General features: G+C 50.7%; 29 protein-coding genes. 21 read left to right on the plus strand and 8 right to left on the minus strand.

Annotation, left to right across the window (positions count from 1 at the left end):
* Nucleotides 1-11: 11 nt before the first annotated feature.
* The 7 genes from AC3WQT_RS08755 (at nt 12) to AC3WQT_RS08785 (ending at nt 8089) form a co-directional block, all read left to right on the plus strand.
* On the plus strand, nt 12-1226 hold the full coding sequence (locus tag AC3WQT_RS08755) for a THUMP domain-containing class I SAM-dependent RNA methyltransferase (RefSeq protein ID WP_492703490.1): 1215 nt from the start codon (nt 12-14) through the stop codon (nt 1224-1226).
* A 111-nt stretch (nt 1227-1337) separates the two neighbouring features.
* Nucleotides 1338-2819, plus strand: coding sequence for an NAD-dependent succinate-semialdehyde dehydrogenase (locus AC3WQT_RS08760; protein WP_492703491.1), 1482 nt, complete (start codon nt 1338-1340; stop codon nt 2817-2819).
* A gap of 122 nt (nt 2820-2941) precedes the next feature.
* Nucleotides 2942-4177: a multidrug effflux MFS transporter gene (locus AC3WQT_RS08765; RefSeq protein ID WP_492703492.1), complete on the plus strand. Its 1236-nt coding sequence runs from the start codon at nt 2942-2944 to the stop codon at nt 4175-4177.
* A 392-nt stretch (nt 4178-4569) separates the two neighbouring features.
* On the plus strand, nt 4570-5646 hold the full coding sequence (locus tag AC3WQT_RS08770) for a porin (RefSeq protein ID WP_492703493.1): 1077 nt from the start codon (nt 4570-4572) through the stop codon (nt 5644-5646).
* A gap of 222 nt (nt 5647-5868) precedes the next feature.
* Nucleotides 5869-6315, plus strand: a complete 447-nt coding sequence (locus AC3WQT_RS08775) for a hypothetical protein (protein WP_492703494.1) — start codon at nt 5869-5871, stop codon at nt 6313-6315.
* Between the two features lie 31 nt (nt 6316-6346).
* Nucleotides 6347-7306, plus strand: coding sequence for a homoserine kinase (locus AC3WQT_RS08780; protein ID WP_492703495.1), 960 nt, complete (start codon nt 6347-6349; stop codon nt 7304-7306).
* 3 nt (nt 7307-7309) lie between these two features.
* A complete protein-coding gene (locus AC3WQT_RS08785; RefSeq protein ID WP_492703496.1) occupies nt 7310-8089 on the plus strand; it encodes a BPSS1780 family membrane protein in 780 nt (259 codons plus the stop codon).
* On the opposite strand, the gene AC3WQT_RS08790 is transcribed toward AC3WQT_RS08785, so the two are convergent.
* Nucleotides 8074-8529, minus strand: a complete 456-nt coding sequence (locus AC3WQT_RS08790; protein WP_492703497.1) for an OsmC family protein — start codon at nt 8527-8529, stop codon at nt 8074-8076. The two genes, AC3WQT_RS08785 and AC3WQT_RS08790, sit on opposite strands and share 16 nt — an antisense overlap.
* A 438-nt stretch (nt 8530-8967) precedes the next feature.
* Between AC3WQT_RS08790 and rplM the strand changes: the two genes are divergently transcribed.
* The 11 genes from rplM (at nt 8968) to AC3WQT_RS08845 (ending at nt 18084) form a co-directional block, all read left to right on the plus strand.
* On the plus strand, nt 8968-9396 hold the full coding sequence (gene rplM / locus AC3WQT_RS08795; RefSeq protein ID WP_110255178.1) for a 50S ribosomal protein L13: 429 nt from the start codon (nt 8968-8970) through the stop codon (nt 9394-9396).
* A 9-nt stretch (nt 9397-9405) separates the two neighbouring features.
* A complete protein-coding gene (rpsI, locus tag AC3WQT_RS08800) occupies nt 9406-9798 on the plus strand; it encodes a 30S ribosomal protein S9 (protein ID WP_110255177.1) in 393 nt (130 codons plus the stop codon).
* A gap of 291 nt (nt 9799-10089) precedes the next feature.
* Entirely contained in the window at nt 10090-11127 is a 1038-nt protein-coding gene (argC, locus tag AC3WQT_RS08805; RefSeq protein WP_492703498.1) for an N-acetyl-gamma-glutamyl-phosphate reductase, read from the plus strand.
* A 10-nt stretch (nt 11128-11137) separates the two neighbouring features.
* Entirely contained in the window at nt 11138-11863 is a 726-nt protein-coding gene (locus AC3WQT_RS08810) for a DUF6776 family protein (RefSeq protein ID WP_492703499.1), read from the plus strand.
* 114 nt (nt 11864-11977) lie between these two features.
* Complete coding sequence (locus AC3WQT_RS08815) at nt 11978-12367, plus strand: bactofilin family protein (RefSeq protein WP_422949483.1); 390 nt, start codon at nt 11978-11980, stop codon at nt 12365-12367.
* A 48-nt stretch (nt 12368-12415) separates the two neighbouring features.
* Nucleotides 12416-12766, plus strand: a complete 351-nt coding sequence (gene erpA / locus AC3WQT_RS08820) for an iron-sulfur cluster insertion protein ErpA (RefSeq protein ID WP_110255173.1) — start codon at nt 12416-12418, stop codon at nt 12764-12766.
* Nucleotides 12767-12925: 159 nt separating this feature from the next.
* Nucleotides 12926-13426: an ankyrin repeat domain-containing protein gene (locus tag AC3WQT_RS08825; RefSeq protein WP_492703500.1), complete on the plus strand. Its 501-nt coding sequence runs from the start codon at nt 12926-12928 to the stop codon at nt 13424-13426.
* A gap of 248 nt (nt 13427-13674) precedes the next feature.
* Nucleotides 13675-15153 (plus strand): FAD-linked oxidase C-terminal domain-containing protein, encoded by a 1479-nt coding sequence (locus AC3WQT_RS08830; protein ID WP_492703501.1) that lies wholly within the window; start codon nt 13675-13677, stop codon nt 15151-15153.
* A 31-nt stretch (nt 15154-15184) separates the two neighbouring features.
* On the plus strand, nt 15185-16249 hold the full coding sequence (glcE, locus tag AC3WQT_RS08835) for a glycolate oxidase subunit GlcE (protein ID WP_492703502.1): 1065 nt from the start codon (nt 15185-15187) through the stop codon (nt 16247-16249).
* A 5-nt stretch (nt 16250-16254) separates the two neighbouring features.
* Nucleotides 16255-17544: a glycolate oxidase subunit GlcF gene (gene glcF, locus AC3WQT_RS08840; RefSeq protein ID WP_492703503.1), complete on the plus strand. Its 1290-nt coding sequence runs from the start codon at nt 16255-16257 to the stop codon at nt 17542-17544.
* Between the two features lie 3 nt (nt 17545-17547).
* On the plus strand, nt 17548-18084 hold the full coding sequence (locus AC3WQT_RS08845; protein WP_492703504.1) for a DUF2867 domain-containing protein: 537 nt from the start codon (nt 17548-17550) through the stop codon (nt 18082-18084).
* Between the two features lie 4 nt (nt 18085-18088).
* On the opposite strand, the gene AC3WQT_RS08850 is transcribed toward AC3WQT_RS08845, so the two are convergent.
* The 3 genes from AC3WQT_RS08850 to AC3WQT_RS08860 are packed head-to-tail and all read right to left on the minus strand — an operon-like array spanning nt 18089 to nt 20767.
* Nucleotides 18089-18571 carry a glutathione peroxidase gene (locus AC3WQT_RS08850; RefSeq protein ID WP_492703505.1) on the minus strand — a complete coding sequence of 161 codons (483 nt, stop codon included), beginning with the start codon at nt 18569-18571 and terminating at the stop codon, nt 18089-18091.
* Entirely contained in the window at nt 18568-19704 is a 1137-nt protein-coding gene (locus tag AC3WQT_RS08855) for a PilT/PilU family type 4a pilus ATPase (RefSeq protein WP_492703506.1), read from the minus strand. The genes AC3WQT_RS08850 and AC3WQT_RS08855 overlap by 4 nt, the downstream gene beginning before the upstream one ends.
* A gap of 19 nt (nt 19705-19723) precedes the next feature.
* Nucleotides 19724-20767, minus strand: a complete 1044-nt coding sequence (locus AC3WQT_RS08860; RefSeq protein ID WP_492703507.1) for a type IV pilus twitching motility protein PilT — start codon at nt 20765-20767, stop codon at nt 19724-19726.
* A 132-nt stretch (nt 20768-20899) separates the two neighbouring features.
* Here AC3WQT_RS08860 and AC3WQT_RS08865 point away from each other — a divergent pair, with 132 nt between their 5' ends.
* Together AC3WQT_RS08865 and proC are read left to right on the plus strand one after the other, a co-directional pair.
* Complete coding sequence (locus AC3WQT_RS08865; RefSeq protein ID WP_492703508.1) at nt 20900-21604, plus strand: YggS family pyridoxal phosphate-dependent enzyme; 705 nt, start codon at nt 20900-20902, stop codon at nt 21602-21604.
* Entirely contained in the window at nt 21594-22424 is an 831-nt protein-coding gene (gene proC / locus AC3WQT_RS08870; protein WP_492703509.1) for a pyrroline-5-carboxylate reductase, read from the plus strand. The genes AC3WQT_RS08865 and proC overlap by 11 nt, the downstream gene beginning before the upstream one ends.
* Nucleotides 22425-22483: 59 nt before the next feature.
* Here proC and AC3WQT_RS08875 read toward each other — a convergent pair whose 3' ends face one another.
* The 4 genes from AC3WQT_RS08875 to ubiA form a co-directional block, all read right to left on the minus strand.
* Nucleotides 22484-22846, minus strand: a complete 363-nt coding sequence (locus AC3WQT_RS08875; RefSeq protein ID WP_492703510.1) for a YqjK family protein — start codon at nt 22844-22846, stop codon at nt 22484-22486.
* Between the two features lie 3 nt (nt 22847-22849).
* Nucleotides 22850-23239, minus strand: a complete 390-nt coding sequence (locus AC3WQT_RS08880; RefSeq protein ID WP_492703511.1) for a phage holin family protein — start codon at nt 23237-23239, stop codon at nt 22850-22852.
* A gap of 15 nt (nt 23240-23254) precedes the next feature.
* Complete coding sequence (locus AC3WQT_RS08885; RefSeq protein WP_162039958.1) at nt 23255-23566, minus strand: ElaB/YgaM/YqjD family protein; 312 nt, start codon at nt 23564-23566, stop codon at nt 23255-23257.
* A 130-nt stretch (nt 23567-23696) separates the two neighbouring features.
* Nucleotides 23697-24563 carry a 4-hydroxybenzoate octaprenyltransferase gene (ubiA, locus tag AC3WQT_RS08890; protein ID WP_492703512.1) on the minus strand — a complete coding sequence of 289 codons (867 nt, stop codon included), beginning with the start codon at nt 24561-24563 and terminating at the stop codon, nt 23697-23699.
* A 191-nt stretch (nt 24564-24754) separates the two neighbouring features.
* Between ubiA and ugpB the strand changes: the two genes are divergently transcribed.
* Nucleotides 24755-26068, plus strand: coding sequence for a sn-glycerol-3-phosphate ABC transporter substrate-binding protein UgpB (gene ugpB / locus AC3WQT_RS08895; protein WP_492703513.1), 1314 nt, complete (start codon nt 24755-24757; stop codon nt 26066-26068).
* The last annotated feature ends 65 nt before the right edge of the window (nt 26069-26133 follow it).

Below are 26133 nucleotides of genomic sequence, written 5' to 3' on the forward strand. Positions count from 1 at the left end.
AGGGTACTCCTATGACGCGTTATTCTTATTTTTGTCCATGTCCACGTGGCCTGGAAATAGCCCTGGCTGAAGAGTTGGGTGAAATTGCCGCCCTGGATAAGACCATGGCTGTCCACAATCAAGTGCCGGGCGGCGTGCATTGCTCAGGCAGCCTGCATGATGGCTGGCGTATCAACCTGCATTCACGCATTGCATCGCGCGTGCTGATGCGTATGGCGCATTCTGGCTATACCAATGAAAACGATATTTACGACCTGGTGCTGGCACAGCCCTGGGAAGACTGGTTTGGTTATCACCACACTATCCGTGTCGATGTCACGGCAGTAAAATCACCTTTGAAGAGCCTGGACTTTGCCACGCTCAAAATCAAGGACGCGATCTGCGACCGTTTCCGTGACCAGTTCACCCAGCGTCCTTCGGTCAATACCAAGAACCCTGACATGCGCATCGTCGGTTTCATGGATGCGCGCAATTTTACGGTATATCTGGATATCTCTGGCGAGCCTTTGTTCAAGCGTGGCTGGCGTCTGGAAACCGGTGATGCGCCCTTGCGAGAAAACCTGGCAGCAGGCTTGCTGCGAACCGCTGGCTGGAAACCTGGCACCCCTTTGTTTGATCCCATGTGCGGTTCCGGCACCATCCTCATCGAAGCTGCGCAAATCCTGGCAGGCATACCACCTGGCCTGAAGCGCGATTTCGCGTTTGAGAAAATGCATCAATTCGATGCCGATGCATGGGCTCAGATCAAGGCCAGCGCCAAGCCACATCCTCTGCCTGCTGAACCAACTATTTTCGGTAGCGATATTTCTGGCGACATGATAGTCATGACACGCAATAACCTGAACAAGGCTGGCATACGTTTTGACGTACCATTGAAGCAGATAGAAGCGCAGGAAATCAAGGCACCAACGACAGAGCCAGGCATCTTGCTGACCAATCCGCCTTACGGTGAACGTATCGGTGTACGCGGTGACAGCACGATGGAAGAAGATGATATGGCCAAAGACTTCTTCAGTGCCTTCAGTACCACGCTCAAGCAGCGCTTTGCTGGCTGGAGTGTGTTCCTGTTCACTGCTGACCTGGGTTTGCCCAAGATGTTGCGTCTGAAAGAGTCGCGCAAGACGCCATTCTTCAACGGTGCACTGGAATGCCGTTTGTTCCGCTTTGATATGGTGGCAGGCTTTAACCGCAGGGAAGAAGCCAAACCCAAAGATATAGCTGAATAATTTTCATGCTATGGCAATAAGCTACTAAAAAAATGGCCGGGTCTCAGCAGACCTGGCCATTTTGCTTTAGGCTTGAGGCTTAACTTCAAGATTCTGCAAGGAGATGTAGTCATGGCACTGGAATCAACAGCAAAGCAACTGAATTTAAAAGACCCATCCTTATTACGTGAGCAGGCCTACATCAATGGCGAATGGGTTACAGGCACGGCCAGTTTTGCAGTGAATAATCCTTCCACGCTGGCAATATTGGGCACAGTACCGAACCTGAGCGCCAGCCATACCGAGGCCGCCATCAAGGCCGCGCAAGTTGCCTTCCCGCTCTGGGCCGCAAAAACCGGCAAGGAACGCGCGACGCTCATGCGCAAATGGTTTGACCTGATGATAGAGAATGCCGACGACCTGGCTGCCATCATGACGGCAGAGCAGGGCAAGCCACTGGCTGAGGCCAAGGGTGAAGTCATCTACGGTGCCAGTTTCATAGAATGGTTTGCTGAAGAAGCCAAGCGCGTATCTGGTGATGTCATGGCATCGACCTGGAGCGACAAGCGCATGGTGGTCTTGAAGCAGCCTATCGGTGTCTGCGCTTCGATCACGCCCTGGAATTTCCCTATCGCGATGATTACGCGCAAGGTGGCGCCTGCAGTAGCCGCTGGCTGTTCCATCGTCATCAAGCCTGCCGAGCAAACACCCTTGTCGGCGCTGGCCATGGCAGAACTGGCGCACAGGGCTGGCATACCGGCAGGCATCATCAATATCATCACCGCTGACTCGGAGCAGTCTATTGCTGTTGGTAAGGTCTTGTGCGACAGCCCTGTGGTCAGGCATTTGTCCTTTACCGGTTCAACGCCGGTAGGCCGTATCCTCATGCGTCAGTCTGCCCAGACGGTAAAAAAACTGGCGCTGGAACTGGGTGGCCATGCTCCCTTCATCGTGTTTGAAGATGCTGACCTGGATGCTGCTGTCGAAGGTGCGCTGCAATCGAAATTCCGCAATTCTGGCCAGACCTGTGTCTGTACCAACCGCTTTTATGCGCATGAGTCGATTTACGATGCCTTTGTAGAAAAACTGTCAGCCGGTGCTAAAAAGATCCGGGTGGGCGATGGCTTTGGTGCTGGCATTAACCAGGGGCCAATGATAGATGCACAGGCAGTCGCCAAGGTAGAAGAACATGTGGCCGACGCCCTCAAGCAAGGTGCAAGCTTGCAGGCGGGTGGCAAATTGCTGGAAGCCGGCAAACTTTTTTATGAACCAACCGTGCTGTCGAATGTCACATCCGGCATGCTGATCATGAATGAAGAGACCTTTGGCCCGGTAGCCGCAGTCGTCAAGTTCAAGACTGAAGAAGAAGCCATTGCCGCAGCGAATAACACTGACTTTGGCCTGGCGTCATACTTTTATTCACGCGACATAGGCCGTGTCTGGCGGGTTGCTGAAAAACTCGAATACGGCATGGTAGGCATCAACACCGGCTTGATCTCGAATGAAGTAGCACCGTTTGGCGGCGTCAAACAATCCGGCCTGGGGCGTGAAGGCTCCAAATATGGCATGGATGAATATCTGGAAATGAAATACCTTTGCATGGGTGGCATCTGAATTTCAGTGTGAACTTCAGCGTGAACAGCGGAGTAGTATTGGCTGCAGTTTTTTCGCCTCCCAATTTGTAGTCCCATGCCTGATAGCTGCTCTGGCTATCAGGCGCAACACTGAATTTGCCCATGTCCTCTGCAACCAAGATCAGCAATGCTGGCCTGGCGACCTTACTGGCTGCCCTGGCCATGCTTGGTCCGTTCTCGATCGATACTTATCTCCCTGCTTTCCCCAATATCCAGTCCACCCTGCATGCGAGTGCACTGGAAGTGCAGCAGACCCTGACAGCTTATATGCTGTCCTTTGCCGTCATGACCTTATGGCATGGTGCTTTGTCAGATGCTTTTGGACGCCGCAACGTGATCCTGGTGGCACTGGGGGTGTTTGCCGTGGCCAGCTTTGGTTGTGCTTCTGTGCATAGCATTCATTATTTGTGGGGCTTTCGCATTCTGCAAGGTGTGTCGGCGGGGGCGGGCATGGTGGTTGGTCGTGCCATCATCCGTGACTTGTATGCAGGTGCCCCGGCTGAGCGTTTGCTGTCACTGGTGACCATGATTTTCTCTATTGCACCGGCGATTGCACCTATCCTGGGTGGCTGGGTAGTCAGTTTCCTGAGCTGGCGGGCGATTTTCCTGTTGTTGTTTGGCTATACCGTGGTCTTGTGGTGGGCTTGCTATAAGCGTCTGCCTGAATCCCTGCCTATGGATAAGCGCCAGCCTTTCAGCGCAGAATTTTTATGGGTTAGTTATAAAAAAGTATTCAAGTCACCACTATTTCATTTAAAGGCAGGCACCATCGCCTTTAATTTTGCTGGCTTGTTCCTCTATGTTTCTGCAGCCCCGGCTTTTATTACCCAGCATTTGCATCTGGGGCCAGACCAGTTTGGTTGGCAGTTTGTACCGTCGGTGGGCGGCATATTTTTTGGTGCTCTGGCAGCCAACAGGCTGGCAGGCAATATGACGGTATGGAAGCAGGTCAGCATAGGTTTTTGCTTCCTGATTGGCGCATCTTTGTTTAATGTCATCTTCCACTATTTTTCTCCACCTATACTCTTGTGGTCAGTGACACCGCTGTTTTTTTATACCTTTGGCATGTCTCTGGTTGCACCAGGGGCAACCTTGCTGGTGCTGGACTTGTTCCCGAATATACGTGGCATCGTCGCGTCCTGTCAGTCGGCCACGGTAACCCTGCTGGGGGCAGTGATTGCCGGTATTGTCGCACCGGCCCTTGATCATTCCGTCCTGACTTTGGCCCTGGGGCAGTTTGCGTGTGCGGCCATAGGCGCAGCCATGTGGTACACCGGACGTGCTTACTGGCGTGCCATGACTGCACAAAAACAGAACGCCTGGGAGGCCATAGAGTAGGGGTTTTCACTGATTATGAAATGTTTCAATTACTGTAATATATAAATAAATTTCAAGTCAGTTACTTGAAATGCTTGTTACTGGCCTTATATAATTGGTGCTTTGCAGCAATGGTGCATAATCTTGTGTGGCAGCAGGTTTCCCTGATTTTGTGTACTATTCGTTCCGCATATGCAAATAAGATATCCGTCGTGTTCTTTTTGGCTGAACTTTATTAAAGTGTAGCTTTCTAAACACATTGAATTCATCAAGTTGTCACTTTTCACAGGTATCGTGCCGCTTGTCATTGGATCTCTTACCGATTCAAGGCTGTAAAACACCTGTAATTCTGTTTTTACCGTGCTTGATGTGAAATTGGTAAAAACTTAACATTCATTTTTGGATACTAGATAATGAAAAAATCATTCCTCGCACTTGCTCTGATGAGTGCTTTCTCCGGTGCAGCGTTCGCTCAATCTTCCGTTGTTGTCTACGGTATCGTTGACGCTGGCTTCCAAAGTCTGGACAACGGCACGCCTGCTGGCCGTTTCAACAAACTGCAGAGTGGTCAGGAAAACGGTTCCCGCGTAGGCTTCAAAGGTACTGAAGACCTCGGCGGCGGCTTGAAAGCCAACTTCGTTCTGGAAATGGGTTTGAACGTTGATGATGGTAGCTCTGCTCAAGGCCGTACATTTGGCCGTCGTTCTACAGTTGGCCTGTCTGGCGATTTCGGTACAGTAGATCTGGGCCGTGACAAGACTCCAACTTTCAAATTCTTCGACAACTACGATCCGTTTGCATCCGGCTATATCAACAGCGGCAATGGTCTGTCCAATCTGTACTTCATCGGCGGTACAGCTACAGTTGCTGGCGCTAACGCCAACTCCGGTGGCCGTGCAAGCAATGCAGTTTACTACTACACACCAGGTAACCTGAATGGTTTCTCTGCTGCTGGTCAATATGGCTTCGGCGAAGCTGCTGGCGACAACTCCGCTGGCCGTTCCTTGGGTCTGAACCTGCGTTACTCAGCAAATGGTCTGGACGTTGGTTACTCTTTCGTTAAAGATAATGGCCAAGCTGTAGCTGGTGGCGTTATCAATGCACGCAAAGGTAACACTCTGGCAGCTTCCTACGACTTCGGCGTAGCAAAACCAGTGCTGATCTATCAAAAAGTAAGCGATGATGCTGCGCTGGCTGTAGATCAAAAAATCTACACAGTTGGTGTAACAGTTCCGTTTGATGCATCCAACAAGATCCTGGCTACTTACTCCAACATCAAAGACTCTACACGTCTGTCCGCATCTTCGACAGCGACAGTTGGCGATGCCAAGCAATTCGCTATCGGTTATCAGTATGCATTCTCCAAGCGTACTGACCTGTATGCTGCTTTCGCAAGCACATCACAAGATGCCAATTCCCAAAAAGTGGGCGCAGCAGTTAAAGGCGCTGACGTAAAAGAATTGACAGCTGGTATCCGTCACCAGTTCTAATACGGTTCTTGTTAAACGGGTTCAGGCCCGTTTGATCTGAATACGAAAGAGGCGCTATCTTTTAAGATAGCGCCTCTTTTATTTTATTTATTCAAAGCCGTTGTAATTGTGAATGCAGGCAGACGCTGACATAAGCTTTGCGCCAGGTCTGACCGTATATTCCTGTCAGACCCGCCTGGGTTTGTTACAATGACAGAATATATATCGTTTCCGGGCTTCAACATGAAAATCACAAACAAATCTGCAGTGCTGCTGATGTCGTTTTTGTTGGCATTCACAGCCGCTCAGTCAGTTTCAGCACAAGCGCCTTCCAAGGCTGACGTGCCACCTCCGCCAAAAATGGAAAAACTGGAGGAGCTCCCTGATCCCAAGGGTGTGTCAGTGAGCAAACCAGAACCTAAAACCAAGGTGACTGAAAAACGTGTCATTGGTGGTAAGGGAACCGAAGTGCAAGTGAAGTCTGGTAAAAGTAATTACACGGTTAAAACCGATACCGATGTAGGTAATGCACCAAAAGGTACGGTACAGGGCGATGCTAATCGTGCAGCCCAATGGACGATACTCGAATTCGGTGGCAAGAAAGAAGTTAAAGAGGGCAACCCTCCTGATGTGCTGGCACCTGCGCCAGCAAAATCAGCCGCCTCCGCCAGTGCTGCAGCATCGAAGTAAGCATTCACTTAGCTCCTCATTTTTAATTGACATGGCAGTTTTTACACCGGTAAGTCTGGAAGACCTTGGCCCCTGGATGCAGCAATTTCCTCTCGGTAAGGCGCTAAGCATCAAAGGTATTGCTTCAGGTATAGAGAACAGCAATTTTTTCATTAATACCGAAGCAGGTGAATTCGTCCTGACGATTTTTGAAAACCTGAGCTTCGAGCAATTGCCGTTTTACCTGAAACTCATGCGCCACCTGGCAGATCATGGCGTACTGGTGCCTGCACCTATCGCTAATGATCAAGGTGAGTTAGTGGTCGCTCTTCAAGGCAAGCCTGCTGCTATTGTCAGCAAACTTGAAGGTAGCTCACAGATGGAGCCGCAGACCGTACACTGCGCAGAAGTGGGTGCCATGCTGGCACGCATGCATACAGCAGGCAAGGATTTCAGCATACAGCAGCCAAATCTGCGTTCGCTGGACTGGTGGCACGAGACGACGCCCAAAGTCCTGCCATTCTTGTCAGATGAATTGCAGCATTTGTTGCGCGCAGAGGTTCATTTCCAGGATGCCTTTGACAGTACGTCAATTTACCGCGCCTTGCCGCGCGGCCCCATTCATGCCGACCTGTTCCGCAATAATGTCATGTTCGATGGCGAGCGGCTGACGGGCTTCTTTGATTTTTATTTTGCTGGTTGCGATACCTGGATTTTTGATGTGGCCGTAACAGTCAATGACTGGTGTATTGATGTCGCTACCGGTGTGCTGGATGAGGCGCGTGTGCTGGCCTTGTTGAACGCCTATCATGCTGTACGCCCTTTCACTGAAGAAGAGGGTATAGCCTGGCAACCTATGCTGCGCGCTGCTGCCCTGCGTTTCTGGTTGTCGCGCCTGTATGATTTTTATCAACCCAGGGACGCAGAAATGCTGACCCCGCATGATCCTACTCATTTTGAACGTATTCTGCGCCTGCGTGAGTCTGGTCGCGTGCCAGCTTTACCCCAATAATCAATGAATGCTGTTAATGCACAGTCCGGCTGGACATGGGTTAAGCAGGGCTTTGCACTGTTTCGCAAGCGGCCACTGGAATTACTCAGCCTGTTTTTCTTGTGGATGATGCTGACGCAGTTGCTGAGGTTCATTCCTGTAGCCGGGCAATTCCTGACCTTGTTTTTATTCCCGGTATTTTCAGTCGGATTTATAGAAGCATGCCGACGCGCAGATAATCAGCAAAAAATAACACCCGGCTTACTTTTCTCCGGTTTTAAATCCCCGCGCATGGTCGCTTTGCTCGGCTCGGGTTTGCTTCGCATAGTCGCCATATTCTTTACCTATTGGCTTTCTGACCTGCTCAATGATGATGCTCTGTCCAACTTCATGAAGGCAGCAGGAAAGGCTACGCCTGCAGATGCTGCCAGCCTGGATCAAGCCATACCGGTCAAGGCGATGCTTTTGTCCGTCCTGATCTATGTCCCATTTGTGATGGCATTCTGGTATAGCGTTCCATTGATTGCCTGGCAGCGCATGTCCTTGATTAAATCCATGTTCTACAGTTTCTTTGCCGTCCTTCACTCCTGGAAAGCATTTCTTGTTTATTTCCTTGGCTGGTATGGTCTTTCGATCCTCATTAGCCCTCTGGCGCTTATCTTTCTTAGCATAGACGTTAGCGTTGCGGTGTTGCTGTTGACAATATTGTCATTTATTATTTTTATCATCGCTTATTGTTCCTCCTATCCGACTTACACAGATATTTTTGGTAAGCCGGAGGAAGAAAGTCAGCCCGCTGCCTGATGCTCTGAAGGCAGGTCGAGGTCTTCAATAATTTCAAAGCTGTGCGTCATCTCTGCTGTTTTTTCCAGCATGATGGACGCCGAGCAGTATTTCTCATGTGACAGCTTGATGGCACGCTCCACCAGGTTCGCTTTCAACTGGCGGCCACGCACGACGAAGTGGAAATTGATCTTTGTGAATACCTTGGGTTCAGTATCAGCACGTTCTGCCGTCAGCTTGACGTCACAGCCACGGATATCCTGTTTGCCCTTGCGCAAAATCAGCACCACATCATAGGCGGAGCACCCGCCTGTACCGAGCAACACCATTTCCATGGGACGTGGTGCCAGGTTGCGGCCACCACCATCGGGCGCTCCATCCATTAATACCGCATGACCAGAACCGGTTTCTGCCAGAAAAGACATGCCGGACGACCCTGTCCAGCGTACTGTTGCTTCCATTTCTTACCCCCGTTGAATTGAAAATGCTGTCCTCAGATTGTAGCCTATTGCTCAAAATCGTGAACTTTTGCGCAGAAAACTGTAAATTACCTTGCACTGCACAATTTCTTATCCTATTATTGACTCATCGGTTAGTTAATAGCAAGTCTGTCAACTAACCCTGCAATTGTCTCCTCCACCTACTCCTTTGGTGGATTCAACCCGAAGCCAGCCTTCGGGTTTTTTTTGCCTGTGTTTCCGCAAAATTTCCACACAGTTTCTGCAAAGTCTGCACAAAAATTAAACAGTTCTTGCACTAAGTCTTTGAAAATACTATAATTTCCGACTCCCTGATCGCCCAAGGGAGAAGTGATAAGGACGAGTCTGCTGAAATTAATGGCAGAACCACCAAAAACACAGAATATTTGAGGGCGTTTTTAACTTTTATTAGGATTCAACATGAAAACCTTTTCCGCTAAGGGCCATGAGGTTCAGCGCGACTGGTTCGTGATTGACGCGACAGATAAAGTACTCGGACGTGTTGCCAGCGAAGTGGCACTCCGTTTACGCGGCAAACATAAACCAGAATTTACACCACACGTAGACACAGGCGATTTTATCGTTGTTGTTAACGCAGGCAAACTGCGCGTGACTGGTACTAAAGCTCTGAACAAAACATACTACCGTCACACTGGTTATCCAGGCGGTATCTATGAAACAAATTTCCAGAAAATGCAAGAGCGTTTTCCAGGTCGTGCACTCGAGAAAGCTGTTAAAGGCATGTTGCCTAAAGGCCCACTCGGTTATGCAATGATCAAGAAGCTGAAAGTCTATGCAGATGCAACACATCCGCACGCAGCTCAGCAACCACAAGTACTCGACATCTAAGGATTAGCCATGATCGGTAATTACAACTACGGAACTGGCCGTCGCAAGAGCGCAGTTGCTCGCGTATTCCTGAAATCCGGCAGCGGCAAGATCGTTGTCAACGGCAAACCAGCAAACGAGTATTTCTCTCGTGAAACTGGCCTGATGGTCATCCGTCAACCTCTGGAACTGACTAATAATCTCGAAACATTCGACATTATGGTTAACGTTCACGGCGGCGGCGAATCCGGCCAATCCGGTGCTGTTCGTCACGGTATCACTCGTGCCCTGATCGACTACGATGCAGCTTTGAAACCTGAATTGTCAAAAGCTGGCTTCGTTACTCGTGATGCTCGCGAAGTTGAACGTAAAAAAGTTGGTCTGCGCAAAGCACGTCGCGCAAAACAATTCTCCAAGCGTTAATTTTTTATCGCTGTACGAATTGCTACAAGAGAGCCGCCTGCAAGGGCGGCTTTTTTGCTTTTAGAAAGTGCTTTCGATCTGTAGCGAGCGTGCGTCAGCGGGATGAAGAGCAGCGCAAAAAGCGGAATGTACTGAAGTACATGAGCATTTTGAGCAGCACATGAGTCCCGATCACGCTCGCGCAGTAAGATCGTAAACACATTCTTAGGCATGTAACGAGTTTTTTCAGTCGCAGCGGCATAGACTCTTATGCTGCTAGAATAGCGTCAAAATTTCTTGCAAGGAAAGCATATGATCAAAATTGGCATCGTAGGTGGCACTGGATATACCGGGGTAGAGTTATTGCGCATATTGGCCATCCATCCTCAGGCGCAAATTACGGCGATCACCTCCCGCAAGGAGGATGGCCTGCCAGTTTCTGAAATGTATCCTTCCCTGCGTGGCCGCGTGGATATTGCTTTTTCTGCGCCTGACAAAGCCAACCTCAAAGAATGCGACGTCGTCTTCTTTGCCACCCCGCATGGCGTCGCTATGGCACAGGCGCCAGAATTGCTGGCCGCCGGCGTCAAGGTCATCGACCTGGCAGCTGACTTCCGCATGAAGAATGTGGCAGAATTTGAAAAATGGTATGGTATCCCGCATACCTGCACCGAGGTACTGGAAGAGGCTGTCTATGGCTTGCCGGAGCTGAACCGTGCCGCCATCAAGACCGCCAGAGTGGTTGGTAACCCAGGTTGCTATCCAACCACCATGCAACTGGGTTTTGCACCGCTGCTGAAGGCTGGCATCATTGATGCCGGTAACCTCATCGCTGACTGCAAATCCGGTGTATCCGGTGCTGGCCGCAAGGCTGAGCTGGGACTCTTGTTCTCTGAGACCAGTGACACCTTCAAAGCTTATGGCGTATCCGGCCACAGACATACCCCTGAGACCATAGAGCAATTGCAGCGCATCAGCAAAGAGCAGATAGGTTTGCTGTTCACGCCGCACCTGGTGCCTATGATACGTGGCATGCATTCCACCCTGTATGCACGCCTGAATACAGAAATCAACAACGAAGACTTGCAGGCCCTGTTTGAAAACGCCTATAAAGATGAGGTTTTTGTTGATGTTCTGCCATTTGGCTCGCATCCGGAAACACGCTCTACCCGTGCTTCGAATATGTTGCGCCTGGCTTTGCACAGGCCAAATAATGGCAATACGGTCATTATTCTGGTTGTGCAGGACAACCTGGTGAAAGGTGCATCCGGTCAGGCAGTGCAATGTATGAATTTGATGTTTGGTCTTGAAGAAAGCACTGGGTTGATGCACGTGCCAGTGCTGCCTTAATCGCACGGCCATGCCAAAGTCACGTCTGACTCCCAAGCGCTTCCTGGCGCCAAAAATGACGATTACGCATGAACGCCCATGGTCATCAAAAATGGCCATGGCTGGCATCGTCATTGCTGTTGCTGCCGGTGTCGCCTGGTGGACTTATGATCTGGGCAAGAGCTTTGCCTTTGGTTCCAGGATCAGCGCTGATCAGGTCGAAGAGCTCAAAGAAAAAATCAAGGAACTGACTGCCGAACGCGACAAGTTATCGCTGGCAGCGAATACCATAGAAAGCACGGTTAATATAGACAAGTCGACGCAAAAGCAATTGACTGACCAGGTCAAGGTCCTGACTACAGAAAACCTCAAGCTTAAGGATGATCTGGCATTTTTTGAAAGTCTGACACCTTCTGCCGTTGGCGCTGAAGGTATCTCGCTGCAAAATTTCAAAGTAGAAATACTCAGTCCGGGCCAGTTGCGCTATAGGGCATTGGTCATGCAAGGTGGCAAAAGTGGCCGGGATTTCACTGGGGAAATGCAATTCAGCCTGAACTTGGTACAAGCGGGTAAACCTGCTACGATGCTGTTTCCCGATCCTAAGTCGGGCGATGCCGGGAAGTTGAAGTTGTCATTCCGGCATTATCAAAGACTGGAAGGTACCATTACCTTACCAGAAGGAGCTACGGTTAAAGGTGTGCAGGCCAAGGTCTTAGTAAATGGCCAGATCCGGGCTCAGCAAATGGTCAATTTATAGCGGTCAATTTGTAAGCGGTCAATTTATAAACCACGCAAAGAAAAGCTGCGCTTGCTAAAATGGCATTTCTTATATGCTGCGGCTTCTGGCTCACTTCCTCAAGAAGGAACACGAATGTTTAATCGAAAAACCAAAAACACCATAGACAGTCTGATCGGTGCGACCACCGTCATACAAGGCGACTTGCATTTCAAGGGCGGTTTGCGCATCGATGGTCATATACGCGGTAATGTTGTTGCTGACCTGGAAGCATCCAGCATGCTGGTGATTTCTGAACAGGCAAAAATTGATGGCGAAGTCCGTGCCGCCCACATCGTGGTGAATGGCGTCATCAATGGCCCGGTATTTTCATCAGAATTGCTTGAATTACAGCCAAAAGCACAAATATCTGGTGATGTGCACTACAAAACACTGGAAATGCTGAGCGGTGCTGTCGTTTCTGGCAAGCTCAGCCATGACCAGGCTCAAGAACCTGTCTTGAAACTCGCAGCGAACAATGCATAGATTTCCGTGCGGGTCTATAATGATGGTAAATAGTCTGAAGGAGTAATTATGAACGCTGTTGCCGAAATGCCCGCACCCATTGTTTTCACTGAAAGCGCCGCTGCCAAAGTAGCCCAGCTGATTGAAGAAGAGGGTAATCCTGACCTGAAACTGCGCGTCTTCGTACAAGGCGGTGGTTGCTCAGGTTTCCAGTATGGTTTCACATTTGATGAAATCACCAATGAAGATGATACGACCATGACCAAGAATGGCGTCCATTTGCTGATCGATTCCATGAGCTACCAATACCTGGTTGGCGCAGAAATCGATTACAAGGATGACCTCGAAGGTGCACAGTTCGTCATCAAGAACCCAAATGCAACAACCACTTGTGGTTGCGGTTCTTCATTCTCAGCATAATCCTCGTCGATTTGCCTGAAAAAGGACGCTGCGGCGTCCTTTTGTGTTTTTGTCTGTCTGCATTACATTGATTGTTACAGTTTATTGCGCTTTGATAAAAGGTTTGCCATGGCAATTCCTGTAAGATGCCGCCCTTTGGTTTAGTAAAGGGTTTCAGACATGAAAAACAAATACATACTCAGCTTGACGTCTATCCTGATGTCCATCCTGTTCGCGGTAGCACTGCCAGCCAGTGCAGGTGCGGGTGGTTTGAGCAAGGCAGAGCGCAGTCAGTACACTGCCATGCTGAAAGCCATCAACGAGAATAATGTTGCGGCAGTTGAAAAGCTCATCAAAGATAAAATCAGGCTGGACTTGCAAGAAGACAGCAGGGCTGCCCCCACCTTCATGACGCAGGCGGCTTTGAAGGGTAACAATGACATTATCCTGGCTTTGCTTAAGGCGGGTGCAAGTATTGAGTCCACGAATGGTGATGGATATACAGCTTTACTCTGCGCCGTACTGATGGACAGACTGGAGACAGTCCAATTGTTAATCAGCAAAAAAGCCGACGTCAATGCCATTGCCCCTAATGGTGATACGCCATTGTCCACGGCAAGATATGCAGCGAAGCAAAACAAGACAATGATAGAAACCCTGGTGAAGGCTGGGGCTAAATAACAGTTTCGTGCTTGTTTTTTTGTTTATTTTTGCTTGTTAAGCAGAAAATTTTCTACCCGATAAAAACTCTTACATTGAACTGTTGCATAAGTCACTTCCCTTCGAGAAATGAAAAGTATTTGCGGCAATTTCTCTGAACAATTCATCACAAGAGTAGTAAAGCTGATTACACTCCTCTAGAACTCATTTCATCAATGAAGCGCCAACATCGCCATTGATGAAACGGGTTCTGATCAACAGGAGCCAGCATGGAAGCATCACTCGCCATTTCTTCACGCCAGCAAGATCTTGTGCGCGCACTGCGCCAGCAATTGCCTGCGCATTGCATTTTGTATGATGAAGAAGATACCCGTCCCTATGAATGTGATGGCCTGGCTGCCTACCGCCAGTTACCGATGGTGGTTACCCTGCCGGAGAACGAAGGCCAGGTCATCAGCATCATCAATATCTGCCGCGAAAAACAGATTGCCATCGTGCCCCGTGGTGCCGGTACTGGTTTGTCTGGTGGTGCCATGCCGATTGCTGATGGCCTGGTGCTGTCAACCGCCAGGCTCAATAAGATCATCAAGGTCGATGCCTATGCCCGCACTGCCGTGGTTCAGCCGGGCGTACGCAATCTGGCGATTTCTGAAGCGGTAGCTGCCCACGATTTGTATTACGCGCCCGACCCGTCTTCACAAATCGCCTGCACCATAGGCGGCAACGTGGCAGAAAATTCTGGTGGTGTGCATTGCCTCAAATATGGCCTGACCGTTCACAATGTCATGGCGGTACGCGCCATTACCATGGAAGGCGAAGTCATCGAGCTGGGCGGCGGTGCACTGGATGCACCTGGCCTGGATTTGCTGGCCGTGTTCATAGGCTCGGAAGGCATGCTCGGTGTCGTCACTGAAGTGACCGTCAAACTGATACCCAAGCCGCAAACAGCACGCGTCATCATGGCCTCGTTTGATGATGTAGTAAAAGGCGGCAACGCGGTGGCCAGCGTGATCGCCGCAGGCATCATCCCAGCCGGGCTGGAGATGATGGACAAGACCTCTTCACGCATGGTGGAACCCTTTGTGCAGGCAGGGTATGACACCGATGCCGAGGCTATTTTGCTCTGTGAGTCAGACGGGACGATAGAGGAAGTCGAAGAAGAAATTGCCCGCATGAGTGCTGTATTAGAGCAGGCAGGTGCGACCGCATTGGCAGTCTCCAATAGCGAGGCAGAGCGCCTGCGTTTCTGGTCTGGCCGCAAGAATGCTTTCCCCGCTGCGGGTCGTATTTCCCCTGATTACTACTGCATGGATGGCACGATACCGCGCAAGCATCTGGCGCAAGTCCTGATCGGCATCACTGCCATGGAAGAAAAATATGGCCTGCGTTGCGCCAACGTCTTTCATGCGGGCGATGGTAACCTGCACCCGCTGATTTTATTTGATGCAAATAAAGAAGGTGAGTTTCACCGTGCCGAGGAATTTGGCGCCGAGATACTGGAGCTATGCGTCAAGGTCGGTGGCACGATCACCGGTGAGCATGGCGTGGGCATAGAAAAAATCAATTCCATGTGTGTGCAGTTTTCCAGCGAAGAGATTACTGCCTTCCTCGCCTTGAAACGGGCTTTTGATCCGGCTGCCTTGCTAAATCCGGACAAAGCTATACCTACTTTGCATCGTTGCGCCGAATACGGGCGCATGCATGTGAAAAAAGGTGTGTTGAAATTTCCTGATTTGCCGCGTTTTTAAAGACAAAGGCTAGACTTAATTGGACGATGGCATGCAAACGACGCTAGACAATTTTCGTGAACGCATCTTGGCAGCAAGCGCCAGTGGTACTGCGCTGCAGATACAGGGCGGTGGCAGCAAGCACTGGTATGGGCAGGGATTGCAGGGCGAGGTACTGGATACCCGCGCCTATAGCGGCATCCTGGCATATGACCCGACTGAGCTGGTGCTGACAGCCCGCAGCGGTACGCCGCTGTCAGAAATAGAAGCTGCCCTGGCCGCACAAAACCAGATGCTGGCATTCGAGCCACCGCACTGGGGCAACGCCGCCACGATAGGCGGTGTGGTGGCTGCAGGCTTGTCTGGCCCGCGGCGGCCAGCCGTCGGTGCCGTGCGTGATTTTGTGCTCGGTGTCAGCCTCATGAATGGGCAAGGGCAAATACTGGAATTTGGTGGCCAGGTCATGAAGAATGTCGCCGGCTACGATATCTCGCGTTTGTTGACGGGTTCCATGGGCTGCCTGGGTTTGCTGCTGGATATTTCCATCAAGGTCTTGCCACGTCCCTTTGCAGAAACCACCCTGGTGTTTGCCTTGTCGGAGGCAGATGCTTTGATGCGCTTGAATCTATGGGCAGGCCAGGCCTTGCCTATCTCGGCCAGTTGCTGGCATGTAGGCCGTTTGATGTTACGTCTGTCTGGCGCAGAGGCCGCAGTGCGTGCTGCCAAAGCCAGGCTGGGTGGTGAAGAAATGCAGGATGCCACGGCCTTCTGGACGGCTTTGTGCGAACAGACCCTGGATTTTTTCCAGCAGGAAGAAGAACACGGCTTATGGCGCTTGTCACTACCATCTACCAGCCCGGCCTTGAAGCTGACTGGCAAATCCATGATCGAATGGAGCGGGGCGCAGCGTTGGCTTTACAGCACGGAAAAACCAGAGCTGATACGCCTGACGGCACTGGCTGCCGGTGGCCATGCGACATTATTTCGTGGTGGTGACAAGAGCATAGGTGTATTCGCACCCTTGTCTGCACCGGTAGAAAAAATACATAGACGCCTGAAGAATACTTTTGACCCTGCCGGTATATTCAACCCCGGTCGCATGTATAAAGGCTGGTAAAGACAATGCAAACCAATCTCGCTGATTTCATCAAAGACACACGCGAAGGCAAAGAGGCTGAAGATATCTTGCGCAAGTGCGTACATTGCGGATTTTGTACAGCTACTTGCCCAACTTATCAATTACTTGGTGATGAACTCGATGGTCCGCGTGGCCGCATCTATCTCATCAAGCAGGTATTGGAAGGCAAGCCTGCTACAGTCAAAACCCAGCAACATCTTGACCGCTGCCTGACATGCCGTAATTGCGAAACCACTTGCCCATCCGGTGTGCAATATGGCCGTTTGGTCGATATAGGCCGCCAGGTAGTCGAAAAACAGGTTGGCCGCCCTCTGTTCCAAAAACTCAATCGTGCAGCTCTCAAGACTGTGCTGCCGCGCAAATGGATATTCAACCCGGCGATGAAGTTGGGGCAAAGCCTGCGCGCAGTCTTGCCCAAGGCCTTGCAAAATAAAGTGCCGGTGGCGCAAGATGCAGGCATCTGGCCGCAAACTGAACATGCCCGCAAGATGCTCTTGCTCGATGGTTGCGTGCAACCAGCCATGTCACCGAATATCAATGCCGCTACGGCCAGGGTTTTGGATGCCATGGGAGTGCAATTGCAGATTGCGCAAAAGGCAGGTTGCTGCGGTGCCATACGCTATCACTTGAATGAGCATGAAGATGGCCTCAATGATATGCGCCAGAATATCGACGCCTGGTGGCCTTATGTAGAAGCCGGTGCCGAAGCCATCGTCATGACTGCCTCCGGCTGTGGTGCCACAGTAAAAGAATATGGGCATCTGCTGGCGCATGATACAGCCTATTCAGTCAAGGCAGAAAAAATCTCGGCACTGACCCGCGACCTCAGCGAAATTCTGCCAGAATTCCAGCCGCAACTGGTGCAGCGCCTGCAAGGCAAACTGAGCAGGCGCATCGCCTGGCATCCGCCGTGCACCCTGCAACACGGCCAGCAGATACGTGGCAAGGTCGAAGGCCTGTTGATGGCGATAGGCGTAGATGTGAAGCTGTGTGCCGACAGCCATTTATGCTGCGGTTCAGCTGGTACTTATTCTGTCCTGCAACCCAAACTCTCTTATCAGTTGCGAGATAATAAGCTACGCAATCTGGAGGCGACGGACGCAGAGATGATTTTGTCGGCGAATATAGGTTGCCTCACGCATTTGCAATCAGGCACAGAATTGCCGGTACAGCACTGGATAGAACTTATAGACAGGGCCTTGCAGGACTCTGCGATAAATCAGGATTTGCCAGAAGCGGGAAGTGCGCCAAGCGATGTAAATAAACCCGGATGACACATGCCTGACCAGCGCACACTCCTCAGCGAATGCGGGCATCCGCAGCAAAGTGTGCTGATGCCCGAGGTAGTGCATGCAGCCTATTATCGCGATTCGTACAGGGCTGAGCTTGGTCGCACCGCGCTGACAGTCAGCGATGCATTTCATGCGATTTTCATGCACAGGCCAACATGGATGAAGTTGATCATGTTGAGCCGTAATTACCTGATGTCCCTATTCGGTATTGCCGTACCAGATAGGGCAGAAATCATGCATCCACGCTTGAGATCAGAGTATAAAGTGGGTGAAAAAATAGGCGCATGGCCTATCTTTTATTTGAGTTCAGAAGAACTGGTTGCCGGGCGCGACAATAGCCACCTGGATTTCCGGCTTTCGATTGTGCGGGTAGAGGAGGAGCAGGCCATCTCTATCGTAGTATCCACGGTCTGCATCACTCACAACTGGTTTGGGCGAGTCTATATACAATTGATACGCCCTTTTCATCGCTGGGGCTTAAAACTGCTGATACGCCAGGCTATGTTGGCGGGGCGTTTGTGAATGATCACTCCGCCAGCAGCTTTTCTATATCATCCAGCAAGTCTTTAGGCGCAGTTTGTGGCGCATAGCGCTTGAAGACTGTGCCATCTTTCTTGACCAGGAACTTGGTGAAATTCCATTTGATGGACTGGCTGCCCAATAAGCCAGGGGCCTGGCTTTTCAGGTGCAGGAACAAGGGATGAGCATTGTCACCATTGACGTCTATCTTGTCGAACAAGGGAAAAGTCACGCCATAATTCTTTTCGCAGAAAGAACCAATTTCACCGGCAGAACCAGGTTCCTGATGACCAAACTGGTTGCACGGGAAACCCAATACTTCGACACCCTTGTCCTTGAACTGCTGGTAAAGTGCTTCCAGTCCCTTGTACTGTGGCGTGAAACCGCAATTACTAGCGGTATTCACGATTAGCAATACCTTGCCTGCATATTGCTTCAGATCGACGGGCGTGCCTTGCAGGCTGTTGGCTTGAAAGTCCAGCGTACTCATACGATACCCAGATGTTTAGTACCTGCGCTCAAGTCACGGTCTTTGGCGTCTTTGCCCTTCAACATGATGGCCAGGCGCAGTTCATTGACAGAGTCGGCATTACGCAGCGCATCTTCATACGTGATCTCGTCTGCTTCATGCAAATCAAACAAAGACTGATCGAAGGTTTGCATGCCCAGTTCACGGGATTTCTTCATGATCTCTTTGATTTCATGTACCGCACCCTTAAAGATCAGGTCAGACACCAGCGGCGTATTGAGCATGATTTCTACTGCTGCAGCACGGCCCTTGCGCCCTTTCAGTGGTACCAGGCGCTGGGAAATAACGGCCTTCAGGTTCAGCGACAAATCCATCAGCAACTGGGCGCGGCGTTCTTCAGGGAAGAAGTTGATGATACGGTCCAGTGCCTGGTTGGAGCTGTTGGCATGCAGGGTGGCCAGGCAAAGATGGCCGGTTTCTGCAAAGGCAACAGCAAAATCCATGGTTTCGCGGTCACGGATCTCACCGATCTGGATAACGTCTGGCGCCTGGCGCAGGGAGTTCTTCAGCGCTGCACCCCAGTCTTCAGTATCAATGCCGATTTCACGCTGGGTGATGATGCAATTCATGTGCGGGTGCACGTATTCTATCGGGTCTTCGATCGTGATGATGTGACCGTAGCTATTCGCATTTCTATAGCCCAGCATCGCCGCCAGCGAGGTGGATTTACCTGAGCCGGTAGCACCCACCATGATGACCAGGCCGCGCTTGGTCATGGCGATTTCTTTGAGGTTCTCTGGCAAGCCCAGGTCTTCCAGTTTTGGAATGGCGGTGGTAATCGTCCGCAAGACCAGGCCAACACGGCCTTGCTGCATGAAGGCCGAGACGCGGAAACGTCCCAGGCCTGCCGGGCTGATCGCAAAATTACATTCCTTGGTCGATTCAAATTCTGAAGACTGTTTGTCGTTCATGATAGAACGGGCCAGATCGACAGTATGGGCAGGTGAAAGCGGTTGATTCGATACGGGTGTTACTCGCCCGTCTATCTTGAAGGCCGGCGGGAAGTCGGCAGTAATAAACAAGTCCGAACCGTTTTTGCTGAGCATGAGTCTCAGCAAATCATTCATGAATTTGGTGGCCTGATCGCGTTCCATGTTTTTATCCTTTGATCAATTAGCCTGGGAAGTTGTCTGGTGATTTGGCCGCACCACGTGCAGTTGCCACCGAGATGACATTGCGGCGCACCAGATCGGTCAGATTTTGATCCAGCGTCTGCATGCCCAGGTTACTACCGGTTTGTATCGACGAATACATCTGCGCAATCTTGGCTTCGCGGATAAGATTGCGTATCGCCGGGGTACCAAGCATGATTTCATGTGCCGCTACCCGGCCAGAACCATCCTTGGTTTTCAACAGGGTTTGCGAGATAACCGCCTGCAGTGATTCCGACAACATTGAACGCACCATCTCTTTTTCTTCCGCCGGGAAAACGTCGACAATACGGTCAATGGTCTTGGCGGCAGATGAGGTATGCAATGTACCGAACACCAAGTGACCGGTTTCCGCAGCTGTCAGTGCCAGGCGTATGGTTTCCAGATCACGCAACTCACCAACCAGGATCGCATCAGGATCTTCACGCAGGGCAGAGCGCAGCGCGTTGTTGAAAGACATGGTATGTGGGCCGACTTCGCGCTGGTTGATCAGGCATTTTTTGGATTCATGCACAAATTCTATCGGGTCTTCGACGGTCAGGATATGGCCATATTCATGTTCATTAAGGTGATTCACCATCGCCGCCAGGGTAGTTGATTTACCAGAACCGGTAGGGCCGGTCACCAACACCAGGCCGCGTGGCTTCAAGGCCAGGTCAGCAAAAATCTTTGGTGTATTCAATTGCTCAAGCGACAAAATCTTGGATGGAATGGTACGCATAACCGCTGCCGCGCCACGTTCCTGATTGAAGGCATTCACACGGAAACGTGCCAGACCGGGGATAGAGAAGGAAAAATCGCACTCCAGCGTGTCTTCATAGGCTTTGCGCTGCGAGTCGTTCATGATGTCATAGATCAACTCATGGACATCTTTATGCTCCAGTGGGGGCAAATTAATGCGCCTGACGTCGCCATGTACCCGTATCATGGGCGGCAAGCCGGAGGATAGATGTAAGTCGGAGGCATTGTTCTTGACGGAGAACGCCAGCAGTTCTGAAATGTCCATTTATAATTCCGGTAATGATCGTTGCTGATTGTGGGTAAGCTGCTTTAAGGCAAGATTACAGCAATATTAAGCTGTGGACAGGAGTTTTACCAGAAGTCCACAACGAATTAGATAGATTTTTGGTTACTGATTATGTCCTCAATTTCTGACAACTTGCAAGCCGTAAGTGCGGATATCCGTGCTGCTGCCCTTGCCAGCGGGCGCGATCCGCAACAACTACGCCTGTTGGCTGTATCCAAGACCTTTCCCGCCGAAGCCGTCATAGACGCTGCAGATGCTGGCCAACATTGTTTTGGTGAAAATTATCTGCAAGAAGCTTTGGAGAAGATGCAGGAAGTACAGGAAAAAAAGCCGCAACTTCAGCTCGAATGGCATTTTATTGGGCCCATACAAAGCAATAAGACCCGTCCCATTGCCGAACATTTTTCCTGGGTTCATTCAGTCGATCGGGAAAAAATCGCCCAGCGACTGTCTGAACAAAGGCCAGCAGGTATGCCAGCCCTGAATATTTGTCTGCAAGTTAATATTAGCGGCGAAGCAAGTAAAAGTGGTGTTTTACCAGGTGAGGCCTTGGCACTGGCACAAAAAATTGTGCTGCTGCCTGGCTTGCACTTGCGTGGCCTGATGGCCGTGCCAGAAGCCAGTGATGATGAACAGGTGCAAAGGCAGGCATTTCGCCGGTTGAAACAGTTGAGTGACAGCATACAAGCTACAGGCATTGTGCTTGATACCCTGTCCATGGGCATGAGCGCAGACATGCACGCGGCAATCGCGGAGGGAAGTACCATGCTCAGGATAGGAACAGCTATTTTTGGAAACAGGAACTATGCAAAATAAGATAAAAATCGCCTTCATAGGTGGCGGCAACATGGCAAATGCCCTGATAGGCGGCTTGCTTAAAAATTTAACTACGGCTGAACATATCCATGTCATAGACCTCAATCAGCCGTCCCTGGATAAATTGAGCAGCGACTTTGGCGTCAGTACGGCACTGGCTGCAGATGCCAGGCTGGCACAAATGGATGCGATCATCCTGGCAGTCAAACCACAGCAATTGCGTGAGGTTGTGCAAGGTCTGGTACCGTATCTGGATCAGCAATTACTGATCTCTATCGCTGCCGGTATCCGCGCCACAGACATGGCACGCTGGCTGGGGGGCTATGAAAAAATTGTCCGTACCATGCCGAATACCCCGGCTCTGATAGGGCAGGGCATGACAGGGTTGTTTGCACTGGCAGGTGTCAGCACAGAGCAAAAACAAATGGCCGAGCACATCATGCAGGCCGTTGGTGCAACAACATGGTTGGACGATGAAAGCTTGCTGGACGCTGTCACTGCAGTGTCCGGCAGTGGCCCGGCCTATGTGTTCTATTTCATCGAAGCCATGCAGCAAGCGGCTATAGAACTGGGCCTGGGTCCTGAGCAGGGTTTGCAACTGGCGATGACTACCTTTACTGGCGCAGCGCAACTTGCTTTGCAAGCGACAGAACCAGTCAGTGTTTTACGTGAACGCGTCACATCCAAGGGGGGCACTACTTATGCCGCTTTGACCAGTATGGAAAATGCCGGAGTCAAGCAGGCTATCGTGAGTGCCATCAAGGCAGCGGCAGCAAGGGGAAAAGAATTGGGTGACGAGTTTGGTGAAGACAAGACGTAAATTCAAGCTGTACGGGCTGCATACGCAGCCTTTATTGCTCCAGGTTTAAGTTTGAAGGCTTAAGACTTGTTTGAATTGACGGAATTGACCGTTGTATGAGTCGATTTGGATACATCTGTGCGTATGCCTCGCAACACATTGGCAAGGCTACGCCAGGTTTGCCATCCCAATAGCGCAGATTTGGCAAAAGAAAATATCCGCCTGGGTTTGAATATCAGTACAGCAGCAATTGCAATACCACCGAGTAATGGCCTATGGCGAGCAAATTGTCCGGCCCTGCCCAGCAGACTGGCAGCTCCGCCTGCCATGCCCAAGGATTCTTTGAGTTCCTGATAATGTATCGTCATCAGGCCGCGTTCTGCCTGTATCTTCAATAATAATGCCTGACGCCGCAAGGCCAGTCTTTCCTGACGATTTCCCATGCTTTAACCCTGTTCCTTCTGGCTGTTATCGCTATGGTCAAAGACGGAAGCGTCTTTTTTCAATTCGGCCAGGCTATGGGATAAGAAACGGGGTTTGTTGCGGAATTGCGCGCGCAGCCTTAAACCGATACCCAGAGACAGCAAACCAAATATGGCAATTAAAGCCAGCAATACCGTATAGCGGTAAGCTGTGTCCCAAAACACTGCTACCACAGTCAGTATTACCAGCAGGATGGCAATGCCAGCAAAAAACAGCGCCGTCAACGACCATATCAGGCCGGAAGAAAAGTGTGCAAACTCTTCTTCCAGCTCAACTGCAGCCAGCTCCAGGCGCGTGCGGACTATGCTGCTCAGTGTTGCAGCAAGTTGTCCCAGCGAATCGCTGATAGCCATTGATTTTTGCTGCGCTTATCTGCTGCGGCCAATGAGCAAGCCAACCAGCAGACCTACACCGGCCGCAATACCGGCAGACTGCCATGGGTTTTCCTTGACATATACGTCCGTCGCCTTGGCAGCTTCTTTTGTGCGTGTGACGACGATATCTTCAATGCGCTCAACTTCTGCCTTGGCATTTCTCAAGGTTTTTTCAAATTTGGCCTTGGCAGACTTGAAGCCTTCGCTGCCTTGTTGCTCGGTATTTTTCAAGAGTTCTTCTGCATCGCGGATAACCAGATGCAAGTCATTCATCAATTGTTCTTTATGTTCATCTACTGTGCTCATGATTCATCCCTTCAGGTTGGTGAAATAATTTACAGCTTATGCGGAATATGTATGGCTACTTTGCGATATAACAAGACCACGCTTAAATCTGGTTTGAGGCAGTGAATTAAGAAATTGGCAATCTATCAGCTTACTTTACTGCATAGTCAATGGCAATGCCAGCAAAGATTGCTGCACCCAGCCAATTGTTATTGATGAAAGCAGCAAAGCAGGCCATGCGTTCACGCTCACGTATGAGGGTGTAGTGATAGAGCGAAAATCCGACGGCGACCCCCATGCCAGCCAGGAACCAGGTACGCAGGCCCAATTGCCAGCCTACCAGTGATATCAGCATGAAGCTGAGGGCATAACACAACATGACGGCAAACACGTCATAGCTGCCAAAGGTGATGGCCGATGTCTTGATACCTATCTTCAAGTCATCATCCCTGTCCACCATCGCATATTCCGTGTCATAGGCAACTGCCCAGAATACATTTGCCAGCAACAGGACCCAGGCTGCCACGGGCACGGTATTTTGCACTGCCGCAAAAGCCATGGGTATGCCAAAACCAAAGGCGATACCCAGATAAGCCTGGGGGATGGCAAAGAAACGCTTGAAATAAGGATAGCTGCCTGCAACCACAACAGCGGCGACCGAGAGCATCTTGGTCAGGCTGTTCAGAGGCAGGATCAGGCAAAAAGAAATCAGGGCGAGTACTACGGCGACACCCACAGCCTCTTTGCCAGATATCTTGCCACTGGTGAGTGGCCGGTCTGCCGTACGTTTGACATGGCGGTCAAAGTCACGGTCTGCATAATCATTGATCGCGCAACCGGCAGAGCGCATCAGCGCCGTGCCCAGGCTGAAAATCAATACCAGATGCCAGTCCGGTTGGCCATTCGAGGCTATCCACAGCGCCGCCAGCGTAGGCCAGAGTAATAAGAGTATGCCTATGGGCTTGTGCAGCCTGACCAGTTTGATGTACCAGCCCAGGCGAGTCAGCAAGAAATTCATGATTCAGCTTTGTTGTTGCGCATGGCAGAATTATAAGTGTTATCTATACACAGAGTGGTGCGGAGTGATATCTTAACGAATTGCTACATTAGATACCATTCAGCAAGAATCTGAATGCATCATGGCATTTGCCGGCCATGATTTTATAGCGGGCCAATATAATTATTATTACAAGTTTTCTGGGACTATCTATGAAACTGCAAACCAAACTGGCTTGGGCCAGTGCCGCTGTATTGATGAGCCTGGCTGGCTCTGCTCATGCAGTGACGGAAATAAGCTGGTGGCATTCAATGACCGGCGCCTTGGGTGACCGCGTCACCGCGCTGGCTGAGCAATTTAATAAAAGCCAGAATGAATACAAGGTCACGGCCGTCTATAAAGGCAGTTATGACGAAGCCCTGGCGGCTGGCATTGCCGCTTTCCGCGCTGGTAATGCGCCGCATATCTTGCAGGTGTTTGAAGTCGGTACTGCGACCATGATGTATGCCAAGGGCGCAGTCAAGCCGGTATCTGAAGTCATGAAAGTCGCTGGTGAGAAATTTGATGCCTCTGGCTATGTACCGGCAGTGGCGGGTTACTACACCTCCCCCAAGGGTGAAATGCTGTCCTTCCCCTTCAATAGTTCAACCACCGTGTTTTACTATAACAAGGACATGTTCGCCAAAGCGGGCATGGATCCCAACAAGGCCCCATCAACCTGGCAAGAAGTGGTCGCCGCCGCCGCCCGCCTGAAAGCCAGCGGCGAAAAATGCGCCTACACCACAGGCTGGCAAACCTGGGTGCATCTGGAAAGTTTTTCAGCCTGGCATAACGTGGAATTCGCTTCCAAAGGCAATGGCTTTGGCGGTCTGGATGCACGTCTGACATTCAATAGTCCCCTGCATGTACGCCATATAGAAAACCTGGAGAACTGGGCCAAGCAAGGCTATTTCACCTACGCTGGTCGCAAGAATGAGCCGGAAGCAAAATTCTATTCCGGTGAATGCGGCATGCTGACTTCGTCCAGTTCTGCCTACGGCAATGTGGCCAAGAATGCCAAATTCAAATTTGCCGTTGCACCACTACCATATTATTCAGACGTCAAAGGCGCACCGCAAAACACCATCATCGGTGGCGCTTCATTGTGGAGCATGAATGGCAAGAAGACAGAAGAATACAAGGGCGTCGCCAAGTTTTACAAGTTCCTCTCCCAGCCAGAAGTGCAAGCCAAATGGCATCAGGAAACCGGCTATCTGCCCATCACCAATGCCGCCTATGAGATGACCAAGAAGTCTGGCTTCTATGAAAAAACACCAGGCCCTGGCATCGCTGTCCAGCAGATGATCGTCAAGACCACAGACAAATCCCGTGGTATACGCCTGGGCAGTTTTGTCCAGATACGCACCATCATGGATGAGGAACTGGAAGCTGTCTGGAGTGGTAAAAAATCAGCCAAGGCTGCGCTCGATAATGCTGTTTTGCGAGGCAATGAATTGCTGGATCGTTTCGAAAAAGCGAATAAGTAAAGCCTTAAAACCTCTCAACACAGAGGCGCGGAGACACAGAGGTGCACAGAGAAAGTTTCTCTTGA

The sequence above is a fragment of the Undibacterium sp. FW305-107 genome (assembly GCF_058788535.1).